This window comes from Streptomyces sp. R35, from assembly GCF_041053035.1.
Taxonomy (GTDB): Bacteria; Actinomycetota; Actinomycetes; order Streptomycetales; family Streptomycetaceae; genus Streptomyces; species Streptomyces lutosisoli.
In genome coordinates, this window is record NZ_CP163440.1 from 10,327,663 (window position 1) to 10,353,930 (window position 26,268).

Consider the following 26,268-nt stretch of genomic DNA (forward strand, 5'->3'; position numbering starts at 1 on the left):
GGTCCTCCTTTCAACCATCCGTGTACCCTCCAAGTCACTTGACAGGCCGATGTGTCGGCGGATTGCTGCCGGTGCCGGGCTCGCGCGGTCAGGTCAGGTACTTATGGCCCCCTGCTCCGGCCGTAGTTGGCTGTAGGCCGAGAACGCACCGTGTCTGCTCGTCCACCGAATCCGCTAGACGGGGCGGTCGCCCGAGACACGGGACCACCACACGCCCTCGCCGCGCGTCAGCCCCGGCAGCCGCAGCTCGACGTCCCGCACATGCCGGGCCGGCAGTTCACCGGTGACCAGCCACGCGGTTCGCCCTCCCGTCGTCTCCTTGAACTCTGCTCCACGGGACGCCAGTTGGGCGGTCACCGGGGCCAGCGCGTCGAGTGGGAGCTCCACCTCGAACGCGTGGTACGGCTCGTACACCCGCGTCCCGGCCCGCTCCAGGGCGCGGCGCAGCACGACCGGGGTCAGTCCGCGGAAGTCGGCGGCCGTGCTGAGCGGCGCGGCGAACCCGGAGCGGATGAGCGTGACCCGGTAGTCCGTCACCGGTCGGCCGTGCGGACCGGCGAGCAGGGTCGCGTGGACCGTGTCCTCGATCGCCTGGTGGAACGCCCGGGGCAGCGCGCCGAGTTCCGTCTCGTACGCGAAGACGCCGCCGGAGCCGCGCGGCCCCGGCTCGACGCGCAGCCCGACCGTCGCCCAGAATCCGATGTGCCCGTGCCGCTGGATCTCCTCGTACGCCTCACCGGTGCCGTCCGGGCGTTCCAGGAGCCGTACCCTGCTCGGCTCGAAGGCGGCCTCGATGCCGAAGTCCTGGACGAGTGTGGCCGCGAGGACCTCCTTCTGGACTTCGCCGTAGAGCAGCAGCGCGGTGCCGCCGGACGCGGCGGGCCTGGCGTGCATCAGGGGGTCCTGGTCGGCCAGGGCGAGGAGCGCCGAGCGCAGCGGGGCGGCCTGGGCAGGGTGCCTGGCCCGTACGAGCGTCTCCAGTGTCGGCGCCGCGAACTGCGCTGCCCGGTCGGTGCCGTGACCGAGGCGGTCGCCGACGCGGATGCCGCCGACACCTCGCAGCGCGGCGATGTTCCCCGCGGTGAGGGAGGCCGCCCCGGCCTGTCCGACCACCTCCAGTGCGAGCGCCCGGCCGGGCACCGGCACGGTCCGGCCGTCGGCCTCGTGACGCAAGAACGTGAGCCGCTGACGGTGCGTCACCTCACCTTCGTACAGGCGCAGATACGCCGTCCGCTCGCCGCCCGGTCCGGGCCGTACGGCGAACACCGTGCCCCGGGGCTCATCGGCGGGCGGTTCCTCCGGGCGGGGAACCAGCCGGATCACTGCCTCGACCAGTTCGGCGACGCCTTGTCCGCCGAGCGCCGATCCGAAGAGGACCGGATGGACCGAGCCGTCGGCGGTGCGCGCGGTGAGCGCCGCCCACAGCTCGTCGCGCGTCGGCGGCGGGCCGTCCACAAGCGCGGCCAGGATGCCGGAGTCCACCTCGGCGAGCGTGCCGGCCGCGAGGTCGTCCAGCGGGCGCGGCAGCACACGGGCGGCCGCGGCGCCGATGTCCGTCACGCGTGTGAGGGGGACGACGTACGGCGTGAGGCGGCGCCGGATGTCGTCGAGCAGCCCGTCCTGCCGTGCGCCCGCCCGGTCGATCTTGTTCACGAAGACGAGGGTGGGCAGGCCGAGCCGCCGCAGGGTCTTCATCAGGACGCGCGTCTGCGCCTGGACGCCCTCGACGGCGGAGAGCAGCAGCACGGCGCCGTCCAGGACCTCCAGGGCGCGCTCCACCTCGGCGATGAAGTCGGAGTGCCCGGGGGTGTCGATCAGGTTGACCTGTACGTCCCCGGCGGTGAAGGCGGCGACGGCCGAGCGGACGGTGATGCCGCGCTGCCGCTCGATCTCCCCGTCGTCCGTGCGGGTGTCCCCGGCGTCGACGCTGCCGAGCCGTTCGATGGCGCCGCCGTCGAACAGCAGCCGCTCGGTGAGGCTGGTCTTACCCGCGTCGACGTGGGCCAGAATTCCGATGTTCAGGGTGTGCATGGGTGGTCGAGTCCTCGAGAACAGTCGTCCGGTAGGGGCGCTGAGAAGTTCCGAGGAATCGGCGCATGCGGGTTCTCCTGAATCCGAGGGGGCACTGGCCACGCCATCATGGCGTGCCCCGGGCGGCCGTCCGCAACCGGTTTTCCCCCGGGTCGAGTGCCCGAAAGGTGCCCAGTAGCATGAGGCACGCACCCCGGGTCGATCATGCCAACCGGCGACGCAACCCGGTTCGATCATGCGAGGAGCGGTCGTGCGTGACATCGCCGTGTTCAGCGGTAGTGCCCATCCCGAGCTGGCGGCCGAGGTCTGCGCGCATCTCGGTGTGCCCCTCAGCCCGACCCGGGTCAGCCGTTTCGCGAACGACTGCCTGGAGGTCCAGCTCCAGGCCAATTGCCGCGAGCGCGATGTCTTCCTCGTGCAGCCCCTGGTCACACCGGTCCAGGAGCACCTCGTCGAGCTGCTGATGATGTGCGACGCGGCCCGCGGCGCCTCCGCCGGCCGGATCACCGTGGTCATGCCGCACTACTCGTACGCCCGCTCGGACAAGAAGGACATGCCGCGGATCTCCATGGGCGGCCGTCTCGTGGCGGACCTGATGGTGGCCGCCGGGGCGAGCCGTGTCCTCGCCCTGACACTGCACTCCCCGCAGGTGCACGGCTTCTTCTCGGTGCCGGTCGACCATCTGCACGCCCTGCGCGAGCTGGCCGCGCACTTCAGGAACTACGACCTCTCGCGTACGACGGTGGTGTCGCCGGATCTCGGCAACGCCAAGGAGGCGGCGGCGTTCGCACGGCTCATCGGCGCCCAGGTGGCCGCCGGTGCCAAGCAGCGGTTCGCCGACGACCGGGTGAGCATCAGCTCCGTCATCGGTGAGATCACCGGGCGGGACGTCATCGTGCTGGACGACGAGATCGCCAAGGGCAGCACGGTCCTCGAACTCCTGGAGCGGCTGCGGGAGTTGCGTCCGCGGTCCATCCGGGTCGCCTGCACCCACGGTCTGTTCGCGGCCGGTGCGCTCAAGCGGCTCAGCGACCAGCCCGACGTCCTGGAGATCGTGTGCACGAACACCGTGCCGGTCCCGGTCGCGGAGCACACGGAGAAGCTGCGCATCCTGTCCATCGCCCCGGCGCTCGCCGAGGCGGTGCGGCGCATTCACAACGGTGAGTCCGTCAGCGCCCTGTTCGACGCGCCCCAGAGCGAATAGACAGGAGGGAGCGGAAGTTCCTGCCGATCGCTCGGCCGGAAGCCGCGAAGCAACGCTCGGCGTCACCCAGGTGATCAGGAGGGCTTGCAGTGGCGAAGGCGAAATTCGAGCGGACCAAGCCGCACGTCAACATCGGCACCATCGGTCACATCGACCACGGTAAGACAACGCTCACCGCGGCCATGACCAAGGTGTTGCACGACCAGTTCCCCGACCTGAACCCCTACACGCCGTTCGACCAGATCGACAAGGCTCCCGAGGAACGCCAGCGCGGCATCACGATCTCGATCGCCCATGTCGAGTACCAGACCGAGCACCGGCACTACGCGCACGTCGACTGTCCGGGGCACGCGGACTACATCAAGAACATGATCACGGGCGCCGCCCAGATGGACGGCGCGATCCTGGTCGTCGCGGCGACCGACGGCCCGATGCCGCAGACCAAGGAACATGTGCTGCTGGCCCGGCAGGTCGGCGTCCCGTACATCGTCGTCGCACTCAACAAGACGGACATGGTGGACGACGAGGAGATCCTGGAACTCGTCGAGCTCGAAGTGCGCGAACTGCTCACGGAGTACGAGTTCCCGGGCGACGACGTCCCGGTCGTGCAGGTCTCCGCGCTCAGGGCCCTCGAAGGCGACCCGAAGTGGAGTCGGTCGATCCTTGAACTCCTCGCGGCGATCGACGAGTTCGTGCCGGAGCCCGTACGCGATGTCGACCGGCCGTTCCTGATGCCGATCGAGGACGTCTTCACCATCACGGGGCGCGGCACGGTCGTCACCGGTCGCATCGAGCGCGGTGTGCTGAGGGTCAACAGCGAGGTCGAGATCATCGGCATCCACGAGCAGAAGACGAAGACCACCGTCACCGGCGTCGAGATGTTCCGCAAACTCCTCGACGAGGGCCGGGCGGGAGAGAACGTAGGACTGCTGCTGCGGGGCGTGAAGCGCGAAGACGTGGAGCGCGGGCAGGTCGTCATCAAGCCGGGATCGGTCACCCCGCACACGGAGTTCGAGGCGCGCGCGTACATCCTGTCCAAGCATGAGGGCGGCCGGCACACACCGTTCTTCGACAACTACCGGCCGCAGTTCTACTTCCGTACGACGGACGTGACCGGAGTCGTGACCCTGCCCAAGGGCACGGAAATGGTCATGCCCGGCGACAACACCACCATGCAGGTGCAGTTGATCCAGCCCATCGCCATGGAGGAGGGCCTGAAGTTCGCCATCCGCGAGGGCGGCAGGACGGTCGGCGCCGGGCAGGTCACCAAGATCCGGAAGTAGCCTCCGGCCGGCTCAGCGCCTCGTCCAGCGACGAGCAGGGCGGCAGGAGGCGCCCAAGGCCGGTCACCCGGAGGATGCGCAGCGTCAGCGGCTGGGTGCAGACGAGGTGCAGCCGTCCGCCGCGGGCGAGGACGCGGCGCCTGGCCCGGTACAGCAGCCGCAGGCCCGAGCAGTCGAAGAAGTCGACGGGCCGCAGGTCGATGACGACCTGCGGCGCGTGGCCCCCGGTCGCGGAGTCGAGGACCGGGGTGATCTCCAGCGCCGCGAGGATGTCGATCTCCCCGTGGAACTCCAGCACCAGGTGACCGCGGTCCTGGTGGATGCGCAGATGCCGGGTGAGCGGTGCGGGGTCGTGCGCCACGAGTCATCACCTCCAACCGGCAGCTGCCTGCTCCCGAGGGCACCGGTGGTTGCAAAACTGTTCCCTGCTCTGCAAGTTACCCTCGATGGAGCGAATTCCAGCATGTTCGATTGACATATGTCTTCGATTTGCGCGGCGAGTCGCCCTCGCTGTTACGACAGTGCGTGCCACGCCTTGGACAGCGACTGCCGGAACTGGTCGGTCTGGTGCGAGGTGAGGTCCTTGACCATGCGCTCCTCCAGCTCTCGTACGGCGTCCGCGAACCGCCCGAGCACTTCGCGTCCCTCGTCGGTCAGCAGGATCAGCAGCTCTCTCCGGTTGCGCGGATTGCGCTCGCGGCGCACCAGGCCGCGGTTCTCCAGTGAGCGCACCAGATCCGCCATGGACTGCGCCGTCACGAACGAGTCGCGCGCGAGCTGCGCCGCCGACAGGCCGTCGTGCCGCTCCAGGACGGTGAGCGAGGTGTACTGCAACGCGGTGATTCCCGCCGGTTTCACCAACTCGTCGAGGTGTGAGCGCACGACGAGCTCCACCTGCTTGACCATGTAGAGCAGTGACGGGGGTGCCTTGGTTGCCTGGGTGCCGACCATGGGTTCAGCCTAAGGCATTGACAGGAAACCTGTCTGTAACGAGACTGCCAACCAACAGGAATCCTGTTTGTTGAAATCTTGGCGATCAAGGCTGAGGAGTGGGCAATGACGACCACCTTCGAGAGTGGGCCCGGGCGGCTGTTCATCGGTGGACAGTGGCGCGAGGCGGCCGACGGAGCGCGTACGGACGTGATCGATCCGTCCACGGGCCAGGTGGTCACGACCGTCGCGGAGGCGGGCGCGGCCGATGTCGACGCGGCCGTACGTGCCGCACGCGAGGCCTTCGACCACGGCCCCTGGGCCGCGATGAGCGGCCGTGAGCGCGGCCGGGTGCTGCACCGCGTCTCCGAGCTGATCCGCGAGAACGCCGACGAGCTCGCCGCCCTGGAGAGCCTCGACGTCGGCAAGCCCCTCTCCCTGTGCCGCCCCGTCGACGTGCTCACCGCCGCCGACGAGTACGAGTACTGCGCCGCGCTCGCCCAGACCCTGGACGGCGCCACGCGGGACACCCCGCTCAACGCCTTCGCATACACGCGCCGCGGACCGCTCGGCGTGGTCGCCGCGATCACACCGTTCAACTTCCCGCTGATCCTGTCCAGTTCGAAGCTCGCCCCGGCACTGGCGGCCGGCAACACCGTGGTCCACAAGCCCGCCGACGAGACCCCGCTGAGCGCCCTCTACATGGCCCGCCTGCTCCAGGAGGCCGGTGTCCCGGACGGCGTCGTGAACGTCGTCACCGGCAGCGGCCCGGTCGCGGGCGAGGCGCTGCTGCGCAACCCCGGCATCGACAAGGTCGCCTTCACCGGGTCCACGGCGGTCGGCCGGCACGCCGCGACCGTCGCCGGGGAGGCGCTCAAGCCGGTCACCATGGAGCTGGGCGGCAACGCGGCTCACGTGGTCTTCGCGGACGCCGACCTGGAGAAGGCGATCGGCGCGATCATCAAGGGCTTCGTCTTCAACACCGGACAGTTCTGCATGGGCGGCCCCCGGCTGCTGGTGGCGCGCGAGGTGTACAGCACCGTGGTCGGCATCCTCGCCGACGCCGTGCCCGGCGTGCCCGTCGGCGACCCCCGGCTGCCCGAGACCGTCGTCGGGCCGATGGCGGGGGAGAAGCATCTGCGCAAGGTCGAGGAGTACGTCGACCTGGCCCGCAAGGAGGGCGGCCGCATCGTCTGCGGTGGTAAGCGTCTCGACCTGAACGGCGGCTACTACTACCAGCCCACCGTGATCGCCGACCTGTCCAACGACTCCCGCGTCGTCCAGGAGGAGATCTTCGGTCCCGTCCTCACCGTCCAGCCCTTCGACTCCGAGGACGAGGCCGTCGAACTGGCCAACTCCACCCCGTACGGGCTGGCTTCGGGCATCCAGACCACCGACCTCACCCGCGCGCACCGCGTCGCCGACCGGCTCCAGGCGGGCATCGTCTGGATCAACGACTGGGCGATGCTCGACCCCGCGGTCCCCTTCGGCGGGGTCAAGGACTCCGGCTTCGGACGGGAGTACGGGCCCGAGGCGCTCGCCGCCTACACCAAGGTCAAGTCCGTCGTCGTCTCGCTCGACTGAGCGCGCTCACAAAGGAGTTCATGCGATGTCCACCACCACTCGCGCCGCTGTGGTCGAGTCCGGGGGAGCGCCGTTCACGCTCGCCGACGTCGAACTGGACGAGCCGGGTCCGGGCGAAGCCCTTGTCCGGATGGTGGCCGCCGGGCTGTGTCACACCGACCTCGGTGCGGCGAGCGGCGGTCTGCCCTTCCCGCTGCCCGGGGTGCTGGGCCACGAGGGGGCGGGTGTCGTCGAAGCCGTCGGCCCGAACGTCACCGCAGTGGCCCCCGGCGACCATGTCGTGCTCTCGTTCAGTTCCTGCGGCGGCTGTCACAACTGCCGTGATGGACACCCGGCGTACTGTGCCACCTGGCTGCCGCTGAACCTCATCGGCGGCCGGCGCGCCGACGGAAGCAGCACGATCAGCCGCGACGGGACGCCGCTCGGCGGCCACTTCTTCGGCCAGTCCTCCTTCGCCGAGCGGGCGTTGGTCGACGAGCGCAGCCTCGTCAAGGTCGACCCGAACGTCCAGCTGGAGTCCATCGCCCCGCTGGGCTGCGGGGTGCAGACAGGGGTCGGTGCCGTCTGGAACGTACTGAAGCCGGCGGCGGGGAGCAGCCTCGTCGTCCTCGGCGCCGGAGCCGTCGGCCTGTCCGCGGTGATGGCGGCGGCCCTGACCCCCGCGACCACGGTCATCGCCGTCGACAAGGTCGCCGAACGGCTCGAACTGGCACGGGAGTTGGGCGCCACGCACACCGTGAACGCGGGCGAGGCCGATGTCGCCGAGGCGGTGCTCGCCCTCACCGACGGCCGCGGCGCCGACGGAGTCGTGGAGACCACCGGCAGCGTCGCCGTGCTGCGCAAGGGTGCCGACGCGCTCGCCCCGCGCGGCACCCTGGTCGTCGTCGGTGCGCCGCCCTTCGGCACCGAAGTCGCCCTGGACGTCAACGCGTTGCTGCCGGGCAAGAAGGTCGTGGGTCTCACCCTCGGCGACAGTGAGACCCAGACCTCCATTCCCGCCCTGGTCCGGCTCGTCCAGGACGGACGGCTCCCGCTGCATCGACTGATCAGCCACTATCCGTTCGAGGACATCGAGCAGGCGGTGCGGGACATGAGCGCGGGCAAGACGATCAAGCCCGTACTCACGTTCTGAGACGTCCGTACTCACGTTCTGAGACGGCCGAACCGTCCTTCGACCGGTCCCTCGATCCGTCGGCCGATCCGTCAGTCGACCAGCAGCACCAGCTTCCCCGTGGTCCGGCCGGTGTCGCCCAGCGCGTGCGCCTTGGCGGCATCGGCCAGCGGGAAGGTCTCGGCGATCGTGGCGCGCAGCTTCCCCGTCTCGACGAGGTCCGCGATCGCCGTCATGCCGCTGTGGTCGGCATCGACGAGCATCCGCACCGCCCGTACGCCGAGCCGCTCGGCCTCCTCGGGGAATTCGTCCGACCCGACCGGCAGGATCGAGACCACCACTCCGCCCGGCCGGAGCACGCGCAGGGAGCGGACCGCGGTCTCGCCACCGATCGTGTCCAGCACGACGTCGACGTCCCGCACGGCCTCGGTGAAATCGACGCCTTGGTAGTCGATGGCCTCGTCCACGCCGATCCCGCGCAGGAAGTCGTGCTTGCCCGCGCTCGCCGTACCGATCACATACGCGCCGAGCGCCTTGGCGATCTGCACGGCCACATGCCCGACCCCGCCGGCCGCCGCGTGGATCAGTACGCGCTGCCCCGGCTGGAGGTTCGCCTGTTCGGTCAGGGCCTGCCACGCGGTCAGGGAGACCAGCGGGAGCGCGCCCGCCTGTGCGTGGTCGATTCCGGACGGCTTCAGCGCGAAGAAGCGGGCCGGGGCGGTCACGTACTCGGCGTGCGAGCCGTGGCCGAACGGATAGCGCAGCATGCCGAAGACCTCGTCGCCGGGCTTGAAGAGGGCGACACCGATCCCGGTCGCCTCGACGACGCCGGAGACGTCCCAGCCGAGGACGAAGGGCGGCTCACCGAGGAAACCGCCGGTGGCGCGGTGCTTCCAGTCGGTCGGGTTGACCCCGGCGGCCCGCACCCGGACCAGCACCTCGTTCGGCCGTGGCGTGGGGCGCTCCACCTGCACTTCCTTCAAGACCTCGGGACCGCCGAGGACGTCCTGGCTGATGGCTCGCATCGTGTTCACAGTGCTCATGGTCACCCAGCCTGCCGGGACCCGCCTCGCAAGAAAATGGCATGATTGCCAACCTTCGATAGGATCGTGCCATGCGGCATGTGGAACGGATCGTGGTCCTGGCGCTGGACGGCGTCTACCCCTTCGAGCTGGGCATCCCCAGCCGGATCTTCGGCGCGGCGGACGGCCGGTACGAGGTGGTGACCTGCACCGTCGACGGACGGCCGGTCCGCACCAACGCCGATTTCTCGGTCACCGTCGACCATGGTCCCGAGGCGCTGCGCACCGCGGACACGGTGGTGATCGCGGCGATTGCTCCGGCGAGGCTCGTCGAGGAGCCCTCCGACGAGCTCACCGCCGCGCTCGGGCTGATCCGGCCCGGCGCCCGCCTCGTCTCCATCTGCACGGGTGCGTTCGTCCTGGCGGCGGCGGGTCTGCTGGACGGGCATCGGGCGACCACGCACTGGCAGGTGGCCGACGAGTTCCGGCGTCTGTTCCCGCGTGTGTCGCTGGACCCGGACGTGCTGTTCGTCGACGACGACTCGGTCCTCACCTCGGCGGGCGCCGCGTCCGGCATCGACGTCTGCCTGCACATCGTGCGCAAGGACCACGGCAGCGCGCTGGCCAACAAGGTGGCCCGGCGCTGTGTCGTCCCGCCGCTGCGGGAGGGCGGCCAGGCCCAGTACATCGAGCAGCCCGTCCCGGAACCCTCGGCGACGAGCACGGCCGCCACCCGCGCGTGGGCCCTGGCGCACCTCGACGACCCGCTGACACTCACCGATCTCGCCGGCCACGCCCGGATGAGCCTGCGCACCTTCGCCCGCCGGTTCAACGACGAGGTGGGCATGAGCCCGGGCCGCTGGCTCATCCAGCAGCGGGTCTCCCGGGCCCGCCATCTGCTGGAGTCCAGCGACCTGTCGGTGGACCAGATCGCGGGCGAGGTCGGCTTCGCGACCGGCACCTCGCTGCGTCAGCATCTGCACGCGGCGATCGGCGTCTCGCCGCAGGCCTACCGGCGTACGTTCCAGGCGACGCGCTAGCCACCGAACGTTCCCGGCCACTCGCGCGTCGTAGGAGGGCACACGCGAGTCGGAGGAACAGGGGTGGGGATGCGCAAGGTGATCGTGGCGACGGTGGTGCTGGTCGGTCTGACGGCGGTGGGCTGTGACGAGGGGATCCGGGAGGACCTCGTGGTCACCGGTACGCCCCCGGCCACGCCGTACGCCGGGCGGCTGGACCTGCCGTTCAAGGAGAGCGCCGATGGCAGCCCGCGCGAGGCCGAGGCCAGTTCGGGCTCGGCCGGGCAGGCCCTGGAATGCGACCACGGGATCTTCGAGGGCAGTGGGGGCGACGGGTGGGGCAAGGGTGACGGCGGCTCGACGCCGGAGGAGGGACTGAACACGTACTTCGACATGTACAAGCCCGAGGTGCCGGATCACGGCTACCGGGTGGAGCGCAAGGAGAAGGACCGCGTCCTGTTCTCGTACGACGTCAAGGGCAGGACCAAGGTCGCCGTCGTCGTCGCCAAGGACCAGCCGAACCGCCCCGGCTGGGGCCCGGAGACCAGCGCCTCGTGCGACCCGGCCGAATTCCCGGCGAGCTACACCGACTCGAAGGGATACGAGATCTGGCTCGACCGCGACGGCAAACGCGTGCCCACCTCCGTCGTGAGCAGCTCCGTGGGTCCGGAGCACTGCGACTGGGAGAGCGCGCACTTCCTCGGACTGGGACAGGGCGAGAAGGGCAGGCAGTACGTGCGCGACCCGCAGGGGGTGCTCGGGACCGAGTCGCTCACCGCCCCGTACGACGGAGACGTCCGTATGCCGGCCGACGCCCATGACACCGGCTACCACTTCCACGACTGGGAACTGTGGCTGGCGGCCGACAAGGCGACGGCCTACGTCCGCACCCCCGACGGGGTGGAGGCATGGCCCGCCACGAAGGACGGAGTGGGCTGTATGTGAGGCGTCAGCGGCTCATGTGCAGGGCGACGAGCAACTGCCAGACCTGATCGGCGATCTCCTGCGGGGTGCCCTCCAGCACCCCGTGCAGCCAGTCGGCGAGGACCCCCGCGAAGGTGGCGGCGACCGCGGAGGCGACGAGCGGGGCGTCCGGGGCGCCCACCAGGGTGCGCTCGGCCAGGCTGCGGGCGCGCAGGTCCCGGTGCAGCACGAGGCCGAGCGGGCCGCCGCCGCCCGGGGTCAGGAGCGCGCGGTAGAGGGCGGCGCGCGGGGCCAGCTCGGCGAAGAACGTGCGGAGCGCGGGCGGCGCGGACACCGGGTCGGGCCGTCCGCGCCACGCGTGCAGTGCCTCCACGGCGTCCCGTACGACATCGGCGCAGGCGTCGACGGCCAGCGCCTCCAGGTCGGCGTAGTGCACGTAGAACGTGGCCCGGCCGACGCCGGCCCGCCGCACCAGCGCGGCGACGCCGACCTCCTCCAGCGGCCGCTCGGCACACTCCTCCAGCAGCGCCTGCCGCAGCTTCGCGCGGGTCCGGGCGGCCCGCGGGTCCTCCGGCGTCACCGCGCGACGAGGACTGCGGCCAGGGCGAGCGCGCCGGGCAGGGCCTGCGCGAAGAGGATCCGGCGGTTCGCGGTGACCGATCCGTACACACCCGCGACCACGACGCAGCACAGGAAGAAGACCTGTGCGTCGAAGCCGGTCGGATCCGCCGCGATCAGTCCCCACACCAGGCCCGCGGCCAGAAACCCGTTGTAAAGCCCCTGGTTCGCGGCCAGCGGAGCGGTCGCCCGGGCCATCTCCGCGTCGAACCCGTGCAGCCCCCGCCCCGGCTTCTTCTGCCACAGGAACATCTCCAGCACCAGGATGTACGCGTGCAGCGCGGCCACCAGGCCCACCAGCACGTTCGCGACCGTTTCCATCGTCAGCAAGCTCCGTCGTACGTCGTCATCTCTTGGACAGGTGTCCACTATAGCTGGACGTCTGTCCAAGAAGTCCAGGGGCGCGTCGGGTTGTCTCGCGCGCCCCCGGGGTAGCGATGCAACCGATTTCTGTTCGCTGAGGGGGAGTTGACGTGTCGGGCAGCCTCGCGCCGGGTGGGTGGAGCGGGAGTGAACGCGGGATGTGGGCCGCTTTCCGAAGGGGGGAGTGGTTCGCGGACGAGGGTGAGATCCGGGCGTCCGTCGTGCGGGGGCTGTTGCTGGCGCCGCCGCCGGCCGAGGCGGGGCATCTGCCGCGGCTGAGGCTGAGGGATGTGCGGATCACCGGGCGGCTGGACCTGGCCGAGGCGATCGTCCCCGGGACCTTGCGGTTGCACAACTGCCGTTTCGAGCAGGCCCCTTGCCTCGACGGCGCGTCGCTGGGGGCATTGGAGATGCGGGACTGTGTGCTGCCCGGACTGTCGGCCGTGGGCGTCACGATCGGCTGGAAGTGCGAGATCTCCGGGTGCCGGGTGGAGGGGCCCATCGACCTTTACGGCGCCTCGATCGGCGGCACCCTGCACCTGGAGAACAGCCGTCTGACGGGGCACGGCGAGCGACGCGGCGAGCGGGCGCTGCAACTGCTGTGCGCCACCATCGGCGGGGACATCCAGGCGAGCACGGGGCTGCACGTCGACGGCTGCACGGACCTCAGAGACACCTCGGTACGCGGCAGCGTCGTCCTCAAGCGTGCCGAGCTGCTCAACCCGTCGGGGATCGCGCTCAAGGCCAACAGGCTGCACATAGGAGGGAACTTGAGCTGCCGCGGGCTCGTCGCCGAAGGCACCGTCGACCTGTGTGACGCCCGGGTGGGCGGCGGCGCCCTCTTCGAAGGCGCCTCGCTCACCACCGAACACGGGCCCGCGCTGCGTGCCCACGGCATAGACGTGGGTGCCGTGTTGAACTGCTGCGACGGATTCACCGCGCGCGGCAGGGTCTCGCTCAGCAGCATCACCGTACGCAGCCGGGTCTGCTTCCACGACGCCGTCATCGACGTACCGTCCGACACCCCTGCCCTCACCTGTCGCCGCTCCACCGCGTCCGAACTCGCCCTCACCACGCGCGAGCCCGTACGCGGCACTGTTGACCTCAGCCACACCCGCCTGACCGTCCTGCGCGGCACACCGGACAGCTGGCCGGACACGGTGCGGCTGGAAGCGGTCGTCTACGACAGCCTGCTGCCACAACTCCCCGCCGTACAACGGCTTCCTTTGCTCACCCGCGACCCCGAGGGCTTCACCCCGCAGCCGTACGAGCAACTCGCGGCCGCCTACCGGCTGCACGGTCACGACGGCGACGCCCGTACGGTGCTGCTCGCCAAACAGCGGCGGCTGCGCACCACCCTGCCGTGGCCGGGGCGGGTGTGGAGCAGGCTCCAGGACGTCACCGTCGGCTACGGCTATCGGCCGATGCGCGCCGTGTGGTGGCTGTGCGCGATCGTGCTCAGCGGGATCCTGCTGTTCACACGGTGGCCCCCGCAAGCGGTCGATCCGGGCAAGCCGCCCCACTTCCAGGCGGCGATCTACACCTTCGACCTGGTGCTGCCCCTCGTCGACTTCGGGCAGGAGCAGGCCTTCAGCCCCCGCGGCGGCCTGCAATGGGCGGCCGTGGTCCTCGTCTGCCTGGGCTGGCTGCTCGCCACGACGGCCGCCGCGGGCGCCAACCGTATGCTCCGCAGAGCATGAGCCCAGCGGTCACAGAGGTCTCAGCGATCTTGGTGATCTCAGCGGGATGCGGCCGCAAGCCGCAGAGCGAGCGCCCGTAACGCCAGCTGCATCTCGAACTGCGCCGTCGGATCGTGGAGTTGGTCCCCGAACAGTTCGTCCAGCTGCCGCATCCGATACCGCACCGTCTGCGGGTGCACGGCGAGCGCATCGCGTCCAGCGGGCGCAGTCGGCGCTCGGCCATCGCGCCCACCAGGGCCTCGTCGCGGAAGAGCAGCTGCGTCGTCAGATGCTCCTGGCAGCGCACCATCCGCGTGTTCCCGCGCCGCGCCCGCATGACCCAGGGCGACGTCGTCCTGATCTGGAGAGCCGCGGGCGGCCTCGGCGCGTACGCGGTGCAACTCGTGCGGGGCGGCGGGGGGATCGCGGTGGGCGTGGTCAGCAGCGAGGCGAAGGCCGCGTACGCCCGCCGCCTCGGCTGCCACGCGGTGATCAACCGCGAGGAGATCGGCCTCACGGGAAGCGAACCGGCCGATCCCATGACCGTCGGCAAGTGGCTCGGCCGGCGTGTCCGGGCCGCGACCGGCGACGACCCGCACATCGTCTTCGAGCACGTCGGCCGCGCCACTTTCGGCGTCTCCGTCTTCGTCGTCCGCTGCGGCGGAACCTTCGTCACCCCTGCGGCTCCAGCACGGGCTACATGCACGAGTTCGACAGCCGCTACCTCTGGATGCGCCTCAAACGCGTCATCGGCAGCCACGGCGCCAACCTTCAGGAGCAGTCGGCCGTGCACCGCCTCCTCGGCCTCGGCCACCTCACTCCCGCCCTCTCCGCCACCTACCCGCTCGCGGACACGGCGGAGGCTGCCCGACTCGTCCAGAACAACGCCCACATGGGAAAGACCGGAGTCCTGTCCCTGGCACCCGGCCCCGGGCTCGGCATCACGGAGGCCGAGCCCGGGGTGAGGCTCCTGGCAGGAGACCGGTCGGGGCCGCCGGTGGTGACTCGCGGTGTCAGCCCCCTGTGGCGTGTGAACTCCGCCGGGTCCGTTCGCGGGGCCGGGCGCGAGTTCGAGGCGCCAGTCCCGGGTGAGGGTGGCGATCGCCGTGGTGAGTTCGGCCTGGGCGAAACGATCGCTGATGCATTTGCGCTTCCCGGCACCGAAGGGCAGAAACGATCCTTCTCAGAGCGGGGCCTGGTCGTCGTTCAGTCACCGGTCGGGATCGAAGGTCAGTGGATCGGGGAAGAGTTCGGGATCGCGGTGCAGGGCGTGCTGGCAGTGCCAGCTCGGTCCCGGCCGGGATCTCCCACGCACCGATACGGGTCGTCCGCAGGGTGCGGCGGGTGACGAGCCAGCCGGTGTGGTGCAGACGGAGGGCCTCGGTGATGACGCGGCCCAGATAGGGCAGATGGGGCAAGTCGTCGAAGGTGACCGGTCGGTCGGCGACGACCTCGTCGAGTTCGGCCTGGACCCGCTCGTCGATGCCGGGGTTGCGGGCGAGCTCGTAGAGCACCCAGGACAGTACGGACGCGGTCGTCTCCGTGCCGGCCACCGCGAGAGTGAGGATCTCCGGGCAGATCTGGTGCCCCGTCAGCGGCTTGCCGCTCCCCTCGTCCTCGGCCTGGAGCAGCATGGAGAGCATGTCACCGCTGTCGCGACCGGAGGCCCGGAGCTGATCGACCGCGTCGCCGATGGTGGCGCGCACGGCGTCGCGGGCGGCGGTGAAGCGCCGGTTGGCGGGCAGCGGCAGGCGTTTCGCCCAGTCCGGCAGCATGATCCGGGTGCCGACGCCGTTCATGACGACCGACAGGTCCCGGCGCAGCTGGTGGAAGGCCTGTTCGTCGATGCTGCCCGAGAAGACGGTCGCGGCGAGCATGTCCACGCTGAGCTTGACCATGACCTCGCGTACGTCGAGGAGTTGGCCCGGCCGCCAGGTGGTCATGGTGGTGGTGACCTGGTCGCGCATGAGGTCCACGTACCGGGCGATCTCGGTGTGCCGGAAGGCGGGCTGCAACTGGCGGCGTTTTTGTACGTGTTCGGCGCCGGCGGCGGTGACCACGCTGTCGCCGAGCAGCTGGCCCATTTTCTCGAAGAAGCGGCCCTTGTCGAGGGTGGGGGCGAGGTCGACCAGCATGGTGCGGATCAGCGCCGGGTCGTTGACGACGATGGTCGGCTGCTGAGGCTGGAGGCGTATCTCGACGAGGGGTCCGTAGTCGCGCAGTCGGGCGATGAAGGCGAGGTTGTCGCGCATGAGCGGTATCGCGTGGCCGAGCAGAGGGAGTGACCCGCTGCCTTGGGTATGGGGGGAGGCGTTGCGGCAGTCACGGCGTTCAGTGAGTCCCTTCACGATGATGGCGCCGTGATCACTTCCCTGCTCGGAGTGTGGGCGACGCCTTCCGCCGATTGAATCGCAGCTTCGTGTCAGCGATTGCGGTGATAGCGCACGGAATTGTCGAGATGAGCACTCCTGTCGGAGCGTGATCGATTACTCGCCGTTATACGGAGGGGAGTTGATCCTTTCGATCTCAAACCCGATAAGCTCCCCTGCGGCGCTGCGAGTTGACGCGAACACACTCGGTCGCCCTCGCGCCGCGTGCTCGACGCGTTCGGCGCCTGCATACCCCCCGTTCGATCGTGTTGCTTTCGAAGGATGCAGATGGAACTTGCCACTCCGCCCCCGGCGGCGCGGGCACCGGTCGGTTGGTACAGCTGGTGGCTGATGCCGGTCGCCTTAGGAGCAGGAACGGTCGTCACCGCCGTCGCGGGACCCGACCAGATCCAGATACCCGCGACCTTCGTCGGCGCCGCGGCCACCGCGGCCGGCGCCGTCTGCGTACGACTTCTCCTCCGCGCCCAGCACCAACTGCGCCGCAACAGCGGCGACTTCCGCGCCCAGCAGGCCGAGCACTCGCAGCAGTGGCAGCAGCATGTGGCCGGTCTGGAACGGAAGTTCGCGGCCGAGCGGTCCGCGCTGGAGGGCCAGCTGTCCGAGCAGGCCCAGCTCTTCGAAGCGCGGCTCGCCGAGCAGGTCGACGCCTACGAAACGCGACTTGCCGAGGAGGCCAAGGCCTACGAGGCGCGGCTCACCGGAGAGGCGCAGGGCTACGAGTCCCGACTCACCGAAGAGGGGCAGGTCTGGCAGGAGCAACTCGCCCTGCAACAGGACGCGATCGCCCGGCTCGGTGACACCCGTCTGCCCGACGCGCTCAAGCGGCTGCGGGCCGGTGACGCCATCGACGACATCCTGATGTCCGTCGCCGAGGAGAGCGACGCGAGCCCCGAGCTGCGCGCCGACATCCGCAAGGTGCTCAGGACCGCGCTGATCGGTGTCGAGGAGGAGTTCGACCGCTCCACCTCGGCCGAGCAGGCCGTGATCAGCATCGGCAACCGTATCCACGTGCTGACGAGCAAGCTGCGCGGCCGTCTGCACGAGATGCAGGGCGAGCACGGCCGGCTGCCCGCGGTGGCCCAGGGCCTGATGGAACTGGACCAGGAGATCGGCCCCGCCGACTGTCTCGCCGCCAGTATCGGCGTGCTCGGCGGTTCGGACCGGCCCGGACGCCAGTGGCAGGAACCGCAGCGGCTGCTCAGCGTGGTCCGGGGCGGCATCGGGCGGATCAAGGACTTCGACCGCGTCCAGGTCCGCCATCTCCCCGAACTCGGCGTCGACGGCGGTCTGGTGGACCACCTCACGCTGATCTTCGCCCACCTTCTGGACAACGCGGTGCGCTACTCGCCGCCCACCGAACCCGTGGTCGTCTCCGGCAAGGAGGTCCCCAACGGCGTCGGCATCGAGATCCAGGACGCGGGCAAGGGCCTCAACGAGGAGAAGAAGCGCGAGGCCGAGCAGTCACTGGACGGCGTCGCGGCCGGCCCCGGGCTCGGCGGCCTCTCGGAGGACGCCAACCTCGGGCTTCGCGTGGTCGGCGCCCTGGCGCGCCGGTACGGCATCCGGGTCACCTTCTCGGACTCGCCCTGGCTCGGCACCTCGGTGGTCGTCGTGGTTCCCCACAAGTACTTCAGCCCGTTGGCCGCCCCCGTCGCGGAACCGGTGGCCCCGGCCGCCGCGGTCGAGACCGCGTCCGCCCGCGAGTCGGTGGAGGCCCCGCCCGCGGCCGGCGCCGGCGAGGTGGACACCACGCCCGGCGGTCTGCCGCGTCGCAGGAGCAGGCGTACCGACGCGCCGGCCACACCGGTGAGGTCCGTCGAGCGGACCGAGGAGCCCGTGGCCGCCGTGCCGCCGGACACCTCGTTCGCCGGTCTCGCGGCCTTCGCCACCGCCGGACGCGAGAGCGCCCCGCCGCGTGAGCCGGCCGCGGATGCCGTACGCGAGACGACCGCCGGACGCGAGTCCAACGAGCACCGCACTGAAGAGAGCGACTAGTCCACATGACGCAACAGGGAACCGACGTGAGCTGGGCGCTCCGCGATCTGACGGAGAGCATCCAGGAGATCCGCTTCGCCCTCGTGGCCTCCAGCGACGGCAAGGCCATCACCTCCTACGGCGCCGACGACCCCGACGACGTGGACCGCTTCGCCGCTGTGGTCGCGGGCCTGCAGGCGCTGGCCCAGCCCGTCGCCGCGCAGTTCCCGCAGTACGCGGGGCAGTTGCGCCTCGCGATGATCGAGGTGGACGGCGGCCATCTCTTCGTGGTGCGGGCCGGCGTGGAGACGTACCTCGGAGTCCTCGCCAAGGAAGGGCTTGACCAGGGCCTGCTCGGACACCAGATGAGGGACCTCGCGCGAAGGATGGGTGAGCTTCTCGGCACCACGCCGCGCCTGGAGGAGCACTCTGGATGAGTGGTCCCCGCCGGCCCACGGACCCGTCCGGTCTCGAGCGCTACTACGTCCTCACCGGTGGCCGCAGCGGACCGGGCGGTTCGGCGTCGACTCTTGACGTGGCGACCCTCATCGTCTCGCACGCCGCGGCCGTCCCCGGCATGCAGCACGAGCACGAGGAGATCCTCCGGCGCTGCCGCGATCCGCTGTCGGTGGCCGAACTGGGCGCCCACCTCGGATTGCCCTTCAACATTCTCGCGGTGCTCCTGGCCGATCTGCTGGACGCAGGCCGCGTCGAAGCCCGCGATCCCATTCCGGCGTCAGGCGCCGGCAGCGGGCCCGACCTCGCGCTCCTTGAGGAGGTACTCAGTGGACTTCAAAGGCTTTGACCATCCCGACCGGCAGACGGACGGGGGCACCCGCTCGGTGAAGGTGATGATCGCCGGCGGTTTCGGCACCGGAAAGACCACGATGGTGCGCTCGGTCAGCGACATCAAGCCGCTGACCACCGAGGAGACCCTGACCCAGGCGAGTGCGGACGTCGACAACCTGATCGGGGTGGCGGACAAGCAGGAGACCACCGTCAGCCTCGACTTCGGCAAGATCGGCATCAACGACCAGCTGGTGCTGTACCTGTTCGGAACGCCGGGGCAGGAACGGTTCTGGTTCCTGTGGAACGGGCTGTTCAAGGGCGCCCTCGGGGCGGTGGTCCTGGTGGACACCCGGCGGCTGGCCTCCAGCTTCCGGGCCATCGAGGAGATGGAACGGCAGGACGTCCCCTTCGTCATCGCCCTGAACGTCTTCCCCGACTCCAAGGACCACCCGATCGAAGAGATCCGCGACGCCCTGGACATCCCCCCGCACACCCCGATCGTGGCCTGCGACGCCCGCGACCGGACCTCCAGCCGTGACGTCCTCGTCGCCCTGATACGTCACTTGAAGGAACGCTCTGCCGTCGCACTGGAGTCCCGATGAACGCCCAGCCCTTAAACGATCCCGAGGCACCGCGCGGCTGCCCCGTCGCCCACGGTTCGGCCGAGCTCACCCGGCTGTACGGGCCGGAGGCGGCGACCGACCCGCTCGGCATCTACGAGCGGCTGCGCAAGGAGCACGGCTCCGTGGCGCCGGTACTGCTGGAGGGTGACGTCCCGGCCTGGCTGGTGCTGGGGTACCGGGACAGTCGGCGGGTGCTCGACAACCCCCGCCAGTTCGCCCGGGACTCGCGGAACTGGCGGGACTGGCGGGAGGGCCGGATCCCGGAGACCTCTCCGTTGGTTCCGATGCTCGGCTGGCGTCCCGATTGCGTGTCCCTGGACGGCGAGGAGCACCGCAGGCTGCGCGGCGCCGTCAACGACGTACTGCAGGCTGCTGCCGGCCGCGGGGTCCGGCGCCACGCCACGAATTTCGCCAACAAGCAGATCGACACGTTCGCGGACAGCGGCCGCGCCGATCTGGTGGCGGACTACGCCGACCTGCTGCCGATGCTCGTGATGTCCCGCATTCTGGGGCTGGCCGAGGCGGAGGGGCGCCGGCTTGTCGAGTCCTGCGCCCAGGTGCTCAAGGGCGGCGAGGACGCGGTGGTGCACGACGGCATGATCAGGGAGATCTTCGGTGAACTCGCCGAGCGCAGGCGGTCCGAACCAGGCTCCGACCTCGCCACCGGCCTGCTGGAGCATCACGCGGCCCTCGACCACGACGAAGTCGTCCATCATCTGCGCGTGGTGCTGATCGCCGCGCACGTCACGACCAATCTGCTGGCCCGGGTGCTGCAGCTGGTCCTGACCGACGCCTCCCGGCTCTCCGGGCTGATCAGCGGTGAGCTGAACATCTCGGCGGTGGTGGAGGAGGTCATGTGGGACTCTCCGCCGCTGGCCGTCCTGCCGGGGCGCTTCGCCGCCAGCGATGTCGAACTGGGCGGGCACCGCATCGAGGAGGGCGACCTGCTCGTTCTCGGTCTCGCCCCGGGCAACCTCGACTCCGAGGTCCGGCCCGACCCGGGTGTCTCGGTGCAGGGCAACCAGGCGCACCTGGCGTTCGGCGCGGGCCCGCACGAGTGCCCCGGGCAGAGCATCGGGCAGTCCATGATCGAGGTTGCGGTGGACGTCCTGCTGCACCGGCTGCCGGGCCTGCGGCTGGCTGTGCCGGCGGATGAGCTCACCACGACCGCCTCCACCTGGGATTCCCGCCTGGACAGGCTGCCCGTCGAGTTCCCGGTGTGAACACGCCGCTGCCCGGTCGGAAACCCGACCGGGCAGGGCGCTGCCTTACCCGGCTTTGAGACGTCAGCCGTCGAGCCAGTCGCCCTCGACGCCCGTGGGACGGTATCCCGTGGCGTTCCAGAGGAAATGCGGGTGGGCGCAGCCGAACATGTAGGCGAGCAGCGCGGTGTCTTCCCTCCCGGTTTGCGGGTCGTACAGGGTGTAGAACGTTTCGGATCCGACTACGCCGGCGTCTTGTTGGACATGACGAGCGCGCTCCGGGGACGGTGCGGCGCTGGATGCCTCCACGGCGGCGATGTAGGTGCGGCGCAGGATCTCCCATGTGCTGTCGATGTTGCCGTACCAGGGGCCGTGCAGTGCTTCGAAGGCATGGAGCTCGGCGTCGAAGAGGGGCCACGTCTCTGGGTGTTCGGCTCGGCAGCGTGCGGACAGCTCGGCGGTCCGGGCGCTCAGTGCCGGCGCGGTGGGCCGCGGGGCGAAGGTGAGGGTGGTGCCGTGGGTGAGGATGCCGGTGCATGCGTTGGGCTGCAGGTCGCACAGCGGGCAGTCCTCGGCCGGGGGGAGGCCCTCGGTGATGCCGTCGAACCACAGGGCGTGGCGGCCCGTCAGCCCCAACCAGACGACGGTGCTGGGCATCAGCCAGGTGTTCCACATGGGGGGATGCGCCTCGGGCATGCAGCCGTACTTGACGCTGGCGATGGCGCAGGCAGCGTAGAGGACCTTGGTGTGGGTGGGTATGTCGGCGAGCCAGAAGTTGCTGATCTCGCCGGTGAGGGCGTCGGCTCGTACGTCGGTCATGTCGTCGATGACGCGGCACAGCAGCAGGGAGGCGAGGTGTTCTTCCTGCCAGAGTTCGGTGTCGGGTGAGACGTGCCAGAACAGGCAGTCCAGCATCTGCAGGAGTGAGTAGGTGCTCTGGCTGAGTGGGTTGGTCTGAGGGAGCGAGACGCTGCCCGCGTGGTGCTGCTGGAGCCAGTACTCGTCGACGGATCGCTTATGGGCTGCGAAAAGCCCGCAGACCAGGGCCCTGGCGGTGTTGGTGCTGAAACTCTCGGCCAAACGGCCTTCGATGAGCTGGGTGAGGCGCGCGGTGTCGATGGTATCGATCACGCGTTTGTATTCGTGGAAGAGGAGGATGTCGTCCTCGAACGAGTGCCGGAGGCCAAGGTCTTGTTCCAGGTCGTTCATCTGCCGGGCCAAGGTCCATCCACCGGTCAGGACACTGTCGAGTTCCTCGCGGTATGGCCAGGTCTTGACGGTGAGGGGACGACCGGCGCTCTGCCGCCAGCCGTAGTCATCCAGCGTGCGTGCGGGGGGCGTGGGCAACCGACGGCACAGAGGGCAGGCGCAGCCGGTTGTCCGCTCCTCCTCGTGCGGCGGGGCGAGGGCCCGGCTCCGCCAGGCCCCTTCCAGCATCGTGCAGGTCAGCCGGCAGATCTCGATATCGGTGCTGACCTGGGGGAAGGCTGCTTCGATGACGCGCAGGCCGGCGTCGAGGTGCCTCAGCCTGGCGTATCCCTCCTCGTCGGGCGGGAGGAACGCGGGCTGCGCCAGATGGACGGCTCCCTCCACATGCAGCGTGGTGCCGGCGTGCGGGGATCCGAGTGCGTTCAGCCGCTGCTGAGCGGCGTTCTGGAACCTTCGGTGCTCCTGCGTACTCCCATGGACGCGTTCCACGAAGAGGCGGGCCAGGGCGTTCCCCGCCTCTGTGGGCTGGACCTGGGCGCTTGGCTGCGCCGGGATCAAGCTGTCGGCGGACGCCTTCGAAGCGGCATCTACGACTCGAGATTTCACGCCGGTCTCCCAACAAGCTGTGGTCATGACAACGGAGCGATCGGCCGTGGTTGCTGGCCGGTCGCGTCTTGAAGCCGAGAAAGTGGAGCGGATCGCCTATCTGACCTTCGAGGACGAACTGCCCCGGGCCCGCTCGGTTCTCGAGCGCTGCGAGCCGCTCGTCCATGCCGGATTCATGCTCTCCGGCTCAGCTGTGTTGATCAGGAAGCGCTCGGCCTGTCAGGCGAGGGCCAGGGAGATTCTGGGTGTGCTCCAGATGTCTGCTGACGGGCATGTCGAAGGGGAGGTCGAACGTGACGTCCTGAGGCATGCGCTTCCTTCCGGGAGACGGCGAGACGGAATCCCCCCGCCCTGCGAACGGGTGGCCGACATGGCCACCCGTGCACTCGAACTCAGCTTCTATGGCCGAAAATTGAACCGTGAAGCGCTACGAGGCTGCCCAGAGCGTAAATGATCTACGCGTGACCTCACCGTGATGTCCGTTACTGCCTACGCCTCTTGCGCTGCGTATACTCGCGCGCCCCCCACATACGTCTGTGCGACCCGCGTGTCGCCGATCGCCTCAGCCGCCCCGTCGAACGGATCGCGGTCCAGGACGACGAGATCCGCCAGCGCCCCCGCCCGTACGCTCCCGGTGTCGTCGAGGTGGTTCGCGTACGCCGATCCCGCCGTGTACGCCGTCAGCGCGGCCGTCAGGTCGATGCGCTCGGCGGGCAGGAACACCGGGCCCGGCTCCTCGGGGCTCACACGGTTGACCGCGACATGGATGCCCTGGAGCGGGTCGGGGCTGCTGACCGGCCAGTCGCTGCCCGCCGCGAGCCGTGCCCCGGAGTTCAGCAGTGCCCCGAACGGGTACTGCCAGGCGGCGCGTTCGGATCCGAGGAACGGGATGGTCAGCTCGTCCATCTGCGGCTCGTGCGCGGCCCACAGCGGCTGGATGTTGGCCGTGGCGCCGAGGTGCGCGAAGCGGGGCACGTCGTCGGGGTGCACGACCTGGAGATGCGCCAGGTGCGGACGCGTGTCGCTCGGCCCGTTCGCCTTCCGTGCCGCCTCGACGGCGTCCAGGGCGTCGCGTACGGCCCGGTCGCCCAGCGCGTGGAAGTGGCACTGGAAGCCGAGAGCGTCCAACTCGGTCACATACGCGGGCAGTCGGGCCGGGTCGATGAAGCTGGTGCCCCGATTGGCCGTCGCGCAGCCGCACTTGTCCAAGTAGGGGTCGAGGAGAGAGGCGGTGCCGTTCTCGGCCACTCCGTCCAGCATGAGCTTGACACTGGTGGCCCGGAACCGGCCGTGACTCAACGCGGTGCGTCGCTCGACGAGTTCGGGGATCTGCTCGGCCCCGCGTGCGCGGTCCCACCACAGGGCGCCCACGACTCGCGCGGTCAGCGAACCGTCGCGGGCCGCCGTCAGATACGCCTCGGACGGATCCTCCATGCCCAGGAACGTCCCGACGAGCGCGTCCTGCCAGGCGGTGATGCCGAGCGCGTGCAGATGCCGCTGGGCGTGCAGCAGTGCGGCGAGCCGGTCCGCCGGGGTGGCCGCAGGGGTGATCCGGCCGACGTACTGCATGGCTCCTTCCTGCAGCATGCCGGTGGGCTCGCCCGACGCGTCCCGCTCGAACCGCCCGTCCGCCGGGTCGGGTGTGTCCCGGGTGACGCCCGCGAGTTCCAGGGCACGGCTGTTGACCCAGGCGCCGTGGTGGTCACGGTTGGGCAGATACACCGGCCGGTCCGGTACGACCGCGTCCAGCAGTTCCTTCGTCGGCGTACCGCCCTCGAAGGCCTCCATGGACCAGCCGCCGCCCGTGATCCACTCCCGGTCGGGGTGCGCGTCGGCGTACGCGCGGACGGCGGCGAGCGTGTCCTCGGCCGTCCTGGCCCCGGTCAGGTCGCACTGGGTGAGCTCCAGGCCTGCCGGGACCGGGTGGACGTGCGCGTCCTGGAACCCGGGCAGGAGCAGCCGCCCGGCCAGGTCGACCACTTCGGTCCCGGGGCCGGTCAGGTCGTGGACCTCGGCGTTCCCGACGGCGGTGATCCGGTCGCCGGTGACGGCGACGGCCGTCGCGGTGCGGCCCGCCGGGGTGAGGACCGGGCCGCCGGTGAAGAGGAGGTCTGCGTGCATGTTCTGTTTCCTTAGTTGGATGTGACCAGCAACTGGGGCGCGTCGGCGTCGGTGCCGTGTCCCGTACGGAAGTACGGGGACTTACGGACCCACTTCGCCCACGCGGCGGCCACAAAACCGGAGAAGATCATCAAAGCGGGTGTGAGCAGCAGGAACCACCCGTTGTCCGCGCTGACTTCGAAGTGGTCGGTGGAGGTGTAGAAGGACCAGGCGAGGTAGCCGCCCAGCGCGAGCAGCGACGCGGCGCTCAAGGAGGGGAGGACCACGGCCCGTATCCCTTGCCGCCAGTCCTCTCGCAGCAGCCCCCGGAAGCGGACGGCCGCCGCGAGGGCGGTGAGCGCGTAGGAGAGCGCCACGACGATCCCGACCGCGTTGACCGTCGCCATGATCATGTCGGCGAGCCGGGGGATCACCAGGGCGAGGGCGGCCACCACCGTCGCCATCGCGCCGATCAGCAGTGTCCCGATCGCCGGAGTCCCGTACCGTGCGCTGACCTTCGACCACACGGGCCCGAGCGTGCGGTCCCGGCTCATCGCGAACATCCCGCGAGCCGTCGGGATCACCCCCGCCTGGAGCGAGGCGACGGCCGAGAACATCAGGGCCACCAGCGGCAGCGCGGCCAGCGGCTGCGAGGCCAGCCGGTCGCCGAAGAACGCCAGCCCCTGGGCGCCGTGCCCGGCCAACTCGTCCTCGGACAGCACGCGTTGGAAGGCGATGGAGCCGAGCAGGAACAGCCCCAGCATGGTCACCAGCGTGATGGTTCCGGCCCGCGAGGCGTCCCGGGGGTCGCGCACCTCCTCGTTCACGGTGAACGCCGCCTCGAAGCCCCAGTAGCAGAACACCGACAGCAGCAGCCCCTGCGCCAGCGCCGACGCCGAGGGGATCGCGAAGGGGTCGAACCAGCTCAGGCTGAAGGGGTGCGGCCCCGTGACGATGCCGTATCCGCAAAAGCCCAGCAGGACGACGTACTCGAAGACCAGCAGCCCGCTCTGCAGCCGCGCGGCGGTCTTGACCCCGGTGATCGCGGTGAGCGTGACGGCGACGAGGACCAGGATGCCCACGGCGGTGGTCTGGGCGGTGGAATCCGGGTCGAGCGCGAGGCCCGCCACCTTGTGCAGCCCCGCCTCACCGGCGAGCTGGATCATCGCCGAACCGGTCACCGCCGTGGTGTACGCGAGGAACGCCACCGTCGCCACGATGCTCACCCAGCCGACCAGGAAACCCAGCCAGGGCGTGAGCGAACGGCCCACCCACACATAGCCGTTGCCCGCGTTCGGCTCCACCCGGTTCAGCCGGGAGTAGGCGCCCGCGATCCCGAGGATCGGCAGGAAGGCCAGCAGCATGATCGCGGGCAGATGCAGCCCGACCACCCCGGCCGTCACCCCGAGACCGATGCCGATGCTGGTGGTCGCCGCCGTGCTCGAAGCGGCGATCGCGACGCCGTCGGCGACGCCGAGGGTCTTGCGCAGGGAAGGGGGATCCACACCGTACGGCTTCTGCGTCATGGCCTGCTCCGATCGCACCCGGGGCCTGATTCCGGCCCGATGACCGGAAATGAAACTGCCCGGGGCCTTAACACGTCAACG

At 70.1% G+C, this 26,268-nt stretch carries 23 protein-coding genes and 3 pseudogenes; 14 read left to right on the forward strand and 12 right to left on the reverse strand.

What is annotated here, in order from left to right:
• Positions 1-174: 174 nt before the first annotated feature.
• The gene (otr(A), locus tag AB5J50_RS46410; protein WP_369264567.1) at positions 175-2,031 is read right to left on the reverse strand and encodes a tetracycline resistance ribosomal protection protein Otr(A); all 1,857 of its coding nucleotides are present in this window, start codon (positions 2,029-2,031) and stop codon (positions 175-177) included.
• A 250-nt stretch (positions 2,032-2,281) separates the two neighbouring features.
• Between otr(A) and AB5J50_RS46415 the strand changes: the two genes are divergently transcribed.
• Positions 2,282-3,235: a ribose-phosphate diphosphokinase gene (locus tag AB5J50_RS46415; protein WP_369264568.1), complete on the forward strand. Its 954-nt coding sequence runs from the start codon at positions 2,282-2,284 to the stop codon at positions 3,233-3,235.
• 89 nt (positions 3,236-3,324) lie between these two features.
• Positions 3,325-4,518 carry an elongation factor Tu gene (tuf, locus tag AB5J50_RS46420; RefSeq protein ID WP_369264569.1) on the forward strand — a complete coding sequence of 398 codons (1,194 nt, stop codon included), beginning with the start codon at positions 3,325-3,327 and terminating at the stop codon, positions 4,516-4,518.
• On the opposite strand, the gene AB5J50_RS46425 is transcribed toward tuf, so the two are convergent.
• Together AB5J50_RS46425 and AB5J50_RS46430 are read right to left on the reverse strand one after the other, a co-directional pair.
• On the reverse strand, positions 4,499-4,879 hold the full coding sequence (locus AB5J50_RS46425; protein ID WP_327434027.1) for an anti-sigma factor antagonist: 381 nt from the start codon (positions 4,877-4,879) through the stop codon (positions 4,499-4,501). The two genes, tuf and AB5J50_RS46425, sit on opposite strands and share 20 nt — an antisense overlap.
• A gap of 152 nt (positions 4,880-5,031) precedes the next feature.
• On the reverse strand, positions 5,032-5,469 hold the full coding sequence (locus AB5J50_RS46430) for a MarR family winged helix-turn-helix transcriptional regulator (protein ID WP_369264570.1): 438 nt from the start codon (positions 5,467-5,469) through the stop codon (positions 5,032-5,034).
• A 105-nt stretch (positions 5,470-5,574) separates the two neighbouring features.
• Here AB5J50_RS46430 and AB5J50_RS46435 point away from each other — a divergent pair, with 105 nt between their 5' ends.
• Entirely contained in the window at positions 5,575-7,032 is a 1,458-nt protein-coding gene (locus AB5J50_RS46435; protein WP_369264571.1) for an aldehyde dehydrogenase, read from the forward strand.
• 25 nt (positions 7,033-7,057) lie between these two features.
• Positions 7,058-8,164 (forward strand): NAD(P)-dependent alcohol dehydrogenase, encoded by a 1,107-nt coding sequence (locus AB5J50_RS46440; protein ID WP_369264572.1) that lies wholly within the window; start codon positions 7,058-7,060, stop codon positions 8,162-8,164.
• A gap of 71 nt (positions 8,165-8,235) precedes the next feature.
• Here the strand turns inward: AB5J50_RS46440 and AB5J50_RS46445 are convergent, their stop codons facing one another.
• Complete coding sequence (locus AB5J50_RS46445; RefSeq protein ID WP_369264573.1) at positions 8,236-9,186, reverse strand: NADP-dependent oxidoreductase; 951 nt, start codon at positions 9,184-9,186, stop codon at positions 8,236-8,238.
• Between the two features lie 71 nt (positions 9,187-9,257).
• Between AB5J50_RS46445 and AB5J50_RS46450 the strand changes: the two genes are divergently transcribed.
• Positions 9,258-10,205 carry a GlxA family transcriptional regulator gene (locus tag AB5J50_RS46450; protein WP_369264574.1) on the forward strand — a complete coding sequence of 316 codons (948 nt, stop codon included), beginning with the start codon at positions 9,258-9,260 and terminating at the stop codon, positions 10,203-10,205.
• Between the two features lie 69 nt (positions 10,206-10,274).
• Positions 10,275-11,129, forward strand: a complete 855-nt coding sequence (locus AB5J50_RS46455; protein ID WP_369264575.1) for a hypothetical protein — start codon at positions 10,275-10,277, stop codon at positions 11,127-11,129.
• A 4-nt stretch (positions 11,130-11,133) separates the two neighbouring features.
• On the opposite strand, the gene AB5J50_RS46460 is transcribed toward AB5J50_RS46455, so the two are convergent.
• Both AB5J50_RS46460 and AB5J50_RS46465 read right to left on the reverse strand, forming a co-directional pair.
• A complete protein-coding gene (locus AB5J50_RS46460; RefSeq protein ID WP_369264576.1) occupies positions 11,134-11,688 on the reverse strand; it encodes a TetR/AcrR family transcriptional regulator in 555 nt (184 codons plus the stop codon).
• Positions 11,685-12,047: a DUF1304 domain-containing protein gene (locus AB5J50_RS46465; protein WP_327434035.1), complete on the reverse strand. Its 363-nt coding sequence runs from the start codon at positions 12,045-12,047 to the stop codon at positions 11,685-11,687. The genes AB5J50_RS46460 and AB5J50_RS46465 overlap by 4 nt, the downstream gene beginning before the upstream one ends.
• Before the next feature lie 152 nt (positions 12,048-12,199).
• On the opposite strand from AB5J50_RS46465, the gene AB5J50_RS46470 reads away from it, so the two are divergent.
• Positions 12,200-13,789 carry an oxidoreductase gene (locus AB5J50_RS46470; protein ID WP_369264577.1) on the forward strand — a complete coding sequence of 530 codons (1,590 nt, stop codon included), beginning with the start codon at positions 12,200-12,202 and terminating at the stop codon, positions 13,787-13,789.
• Between the two features lie 38 nt (positions 13,790-13,827).
• Here AB5J50_RS46470 and AB5J50_RS46475 read toward each other — a convergent pair whose 3' ends face one another.
• A complete protein-coding gene (locus tag AB5J50_RS46475) occupies positions 13,828-13,941 on the reverse strand; it encodes a hypothetical protein (RefSeq protein WP_369264578.1) in 114 nt (37 codons plus the stop codon).
• Between the two features lie 150 nt (positions 13,942-14,091).
• Between AB5J50_RS46475 and AB5J50_RS46480 the strand changes: the two are divergent.
• Positions 14,092-14,723: pseudogene (locus AB5J50_RS46480) on the forward strand (zinc-binding dehydrogenase); the annotation flags it as partial.
• Between the two features lie 159 nt (positions 14,724-14,882).
• Here the strand turns inward: AB5J50_RS46480 and AB5J50_RS46485 are convergent.
• Both AB5J50_RS46485 and AB5J50_RS46490 read right to left on the reverse strand, forming a co-directional pair.
• A pseudogene (locus AB5J50_RS46485) lies at positions 14,883-14,939 on the reverse strand (hypothetical protein); the annotation flags it as partial.
• 163 nt (positions 14,940-15,102) lie between these two features.
• Positions 15,103-16,020: pseudogene (locus AB5J50_RS46490) on the reverse strand (cytochrome P450); the annotation flags it as partial.
• 405 nt (positions 16,021-16,425) lie between these two features.
• Here AB5J50_RS46490 and AB5J50_RS46495 point away from each other — a divergent pair.
• Genes AB5J50_RS46495 through AB5J50_RS46515 form a run of 5 tightly spaced genes read left to right on the forward strand, consistent with a single transcriptional unit; the run spans position 16,426 to position 20,767 of the window.
• Entirely contained in the window at positions 16,426-18,153 is a 1,728-nt protein-coding gene (locus tag AB5J50_RS46495) for an ATP-binding protein (protein ID WP_369264579.1), read from the forward strand.
• A 5-nt stretch (positions 18,154-18,158) separates the two neighbouring features.
• Positions 18,159-18,569 carry a roadblock/LC7 domain-containing protein gene (locus tag AB5J50_RS46500; RefSeq protein ID WP_327434039.1) on the forward strand — a complete coding sequence of 137 codons (411 nt, stop codon included), beginning with the start codon at positions 18,159-18,161 and terminating at the stop codon, positions 18,567-18,569.
• Entirely contained in the window at positions 18,566-18,937 is a 372-nt protein-coding gene (locus tag AB5J50_RS46505; protein WP_330309353.1) for a DUF742 domain-containing protein, read from the forward strand. Before AB5J50_RS46500 ends, AB5J50_RS46505 begins: the two co-directional genes overlap by 4 nt.
• Positions 18,918-19,523: an ATP/GTP-binding protein gene (locus AB5J50_RS46510; RefSeq protein WP_327434041.1), complete on the forward strand. Its 606-nt coding sequence runs from the start codon at positions 18,918-18,920 to the stop codon at positions 19,521-19,523. The genes AB5J50_RS46505 and AB5J50_RS46510 overlap by 20 nt, the downstream gene beginning before the upstream one ends.
• On the forward strand, positions 19,520-20,767 hold the full coding sequence (locus AB5J50_RS46515) for a cytochrome P450 (RefSeq protein ID WP_369264580.1): 1,248 nt from the start codon (positions 19,520-19,522) through the stop codon (positions 20,765-20,767). Before AB5J50_RS46510 ends, AB5J50_RS46515 begins: the two co-directional genes overlap by 4 nt.
• Positions 20,768-20,830: 63 nt before the next feature.
• Here AB5J50_RS46515 and AB5J50_RS46520 read toward each other — a convergent pair whose 3' ends face one another.
• The gene (locus tag AB5J50_RS46520) at positions 20,831-22,561 is read right to left on the reverse strand and encodes a hypothetical protein (protein WP_369264581.1); all 1,731 of its coding nucleotides are present in this window, start codon (positions 22,559-22,561) and stop codon (positions 20,831-20,833) included.
• A gap of 25 nt (positions 22,562-22,586) precedes the next feature.
• Between AB5J50_RS46520 and AB5J50_RS46525 the strand changes: the two genes are divergently transcribed.
• Positions 22,587-23,015: a hypothetical protein gene (locus tag AB5J50_RS46525; protein ID WP_369264582.1), complete on the forward strand. Its 429-nt coding sequence runs from the start codon at positions 22,587-22,589 to the stop codon at positions 23,013-23,015.
• 35 nt (positions 23,016-23,050) lie between these two features.
• On the opposite strand, the gene AB5J50_RS46530 is transcribed toward AB5J50_RS46525, so the two are convergent.
• Together AB5J50_RS46530 and AB5J50_RS46535 are read right to left on the reverse strand one after the other, a co-directional pair.
• The gene (locus tag AB5J50_RS46530) at positions 23,051-24,682 is read right to left on the reverse strand and encodes an amidohydrolase (RefSeq protein ID WP_369264583.1); all 1,632 of its coding nucleotides are present in this window, start codon (positions 24,680-24,682) and stop codon (positions 23,051-23,053) included.
• Between the two features lie 11 nt (positions 24,683-24,693).
• Positions 24,694-26,187 carry an APC family permease gene (locus AB5J50_RS46535; RefSeq protein WP_369264584.1) on the reverse strand — a complete coding sequence of 498 codons (1,494 nt, stop codon included), beginning with the start codon at positions 26,185-26,187 and terminating at the stop codon, positions 24,694-24,696.
• Between the last annotated feature and the right edge of the window lie 81 nt (positions 26,188-26,268).

Coding starts and splice junctions, on each gene's coding strand:
- AB5J50_RS46430 (WP_369264570.1), bottom strand. CDS start 5,469: ATGGTCGGCACCCAGGCAACCAAGGCACCCCCGTCACTGCTCTACATG.
- AB5J50_RS46435 (WP_369264571.1), top strand. CDS start 5,575: ATGACGACCACCTTCGAGAGTGGGCCCGGGCGGCTGTTCATCGGTGGA.
- AB5J50_RS46440 (WP_369264572.1), top strand. CDS start 7,058: ATGTCCACCACCACTCGCGCCGCTGTGGTCGAGTCCGGGGGAGCGCCG.
- AB5J50_RS46445 (WP_369264573.1), bottom strand. CDS start 9,186: ATGAGCACTGTGAACACGATGCGAGCCATCAGCCAGGACGTCCTCGGC.
- AB5J50_RS46450 (WP_369264574.1), top strand. CDS start 9,258: ATGCGGCATGTGGAACGGATCGTGGTCCTGGCGCTGGACGGCGTCTAC.
- AB5J50_RS46455 (WP_369264575.1), top strand. CDS start 10,275: ATGCGCAAGGTGATCGTGGCGACGGTGGTGCTGGTCGGTCTGACGGCG.
- AB5J50_RS46465 (WP_327434035.1), bottom strand. CDS start 12,047: ATGGAAACGGTCGCGAACGTGCTGGTGGGCCTGGTGGCCGCGCTGCAC.
- AB5J50_RS46475 (WP_369264578.1), bottom strand. CDS start 13,941: ATGCGGCAGCTGGACGAACTGTTCGGGGACCAACTCCACGATCCGACG.
- AB5J50_RS46495 (WP_369264579.1), top strand. CDS start 16,426: ATGGAACTTGCCACTCCGCCCCCGGCGGCGCGGGCACCGGTCGGTTGG.
- AB5J50_RS46500 (WP_327434039.1), top strand. CDS start 18,159: ATGACGCAACAGGGAACCGACGTGAGCTGGGCGCTCCGCGATCTGACG.
- AB5J50_RS46505 (WP_330309353.1), top strand. CDS start 18,566: ATGAGTGGTCCCCGCCGGCCCACGGACCCGTCCGGTCTCGAGCGCTAC.
- AB5J50_RS46515 (WP_369264580.1), top strand. CDS start 19,520: ATGAACGCCCAGCCCTTAAACGATCCCGAGGCACCGCGCGGCTGCCCC.
- AB5J50_RS46525 (WP_369264582.1), top strand. CDS start 22,587: ATGACAACGGAGCGATCGGCCGTGGTTGCTGGCCGGTCGCGTCTTGAA.
- AB5J50_RS46530 (WP_369264583.1), bottom strand. CDS start 24,682: ATGCACGCAGACCTCCTCTTCACCGGCGGCCCGGTCCTCACCCCGGCG.
- AB5J50_RS46535 (WP_369264584.1), bottom strand. CDS start 26,187: ATGACGCAGAAGCCGTACGGTGTGGATCCCCCTTCCCTGCGCAAGACC.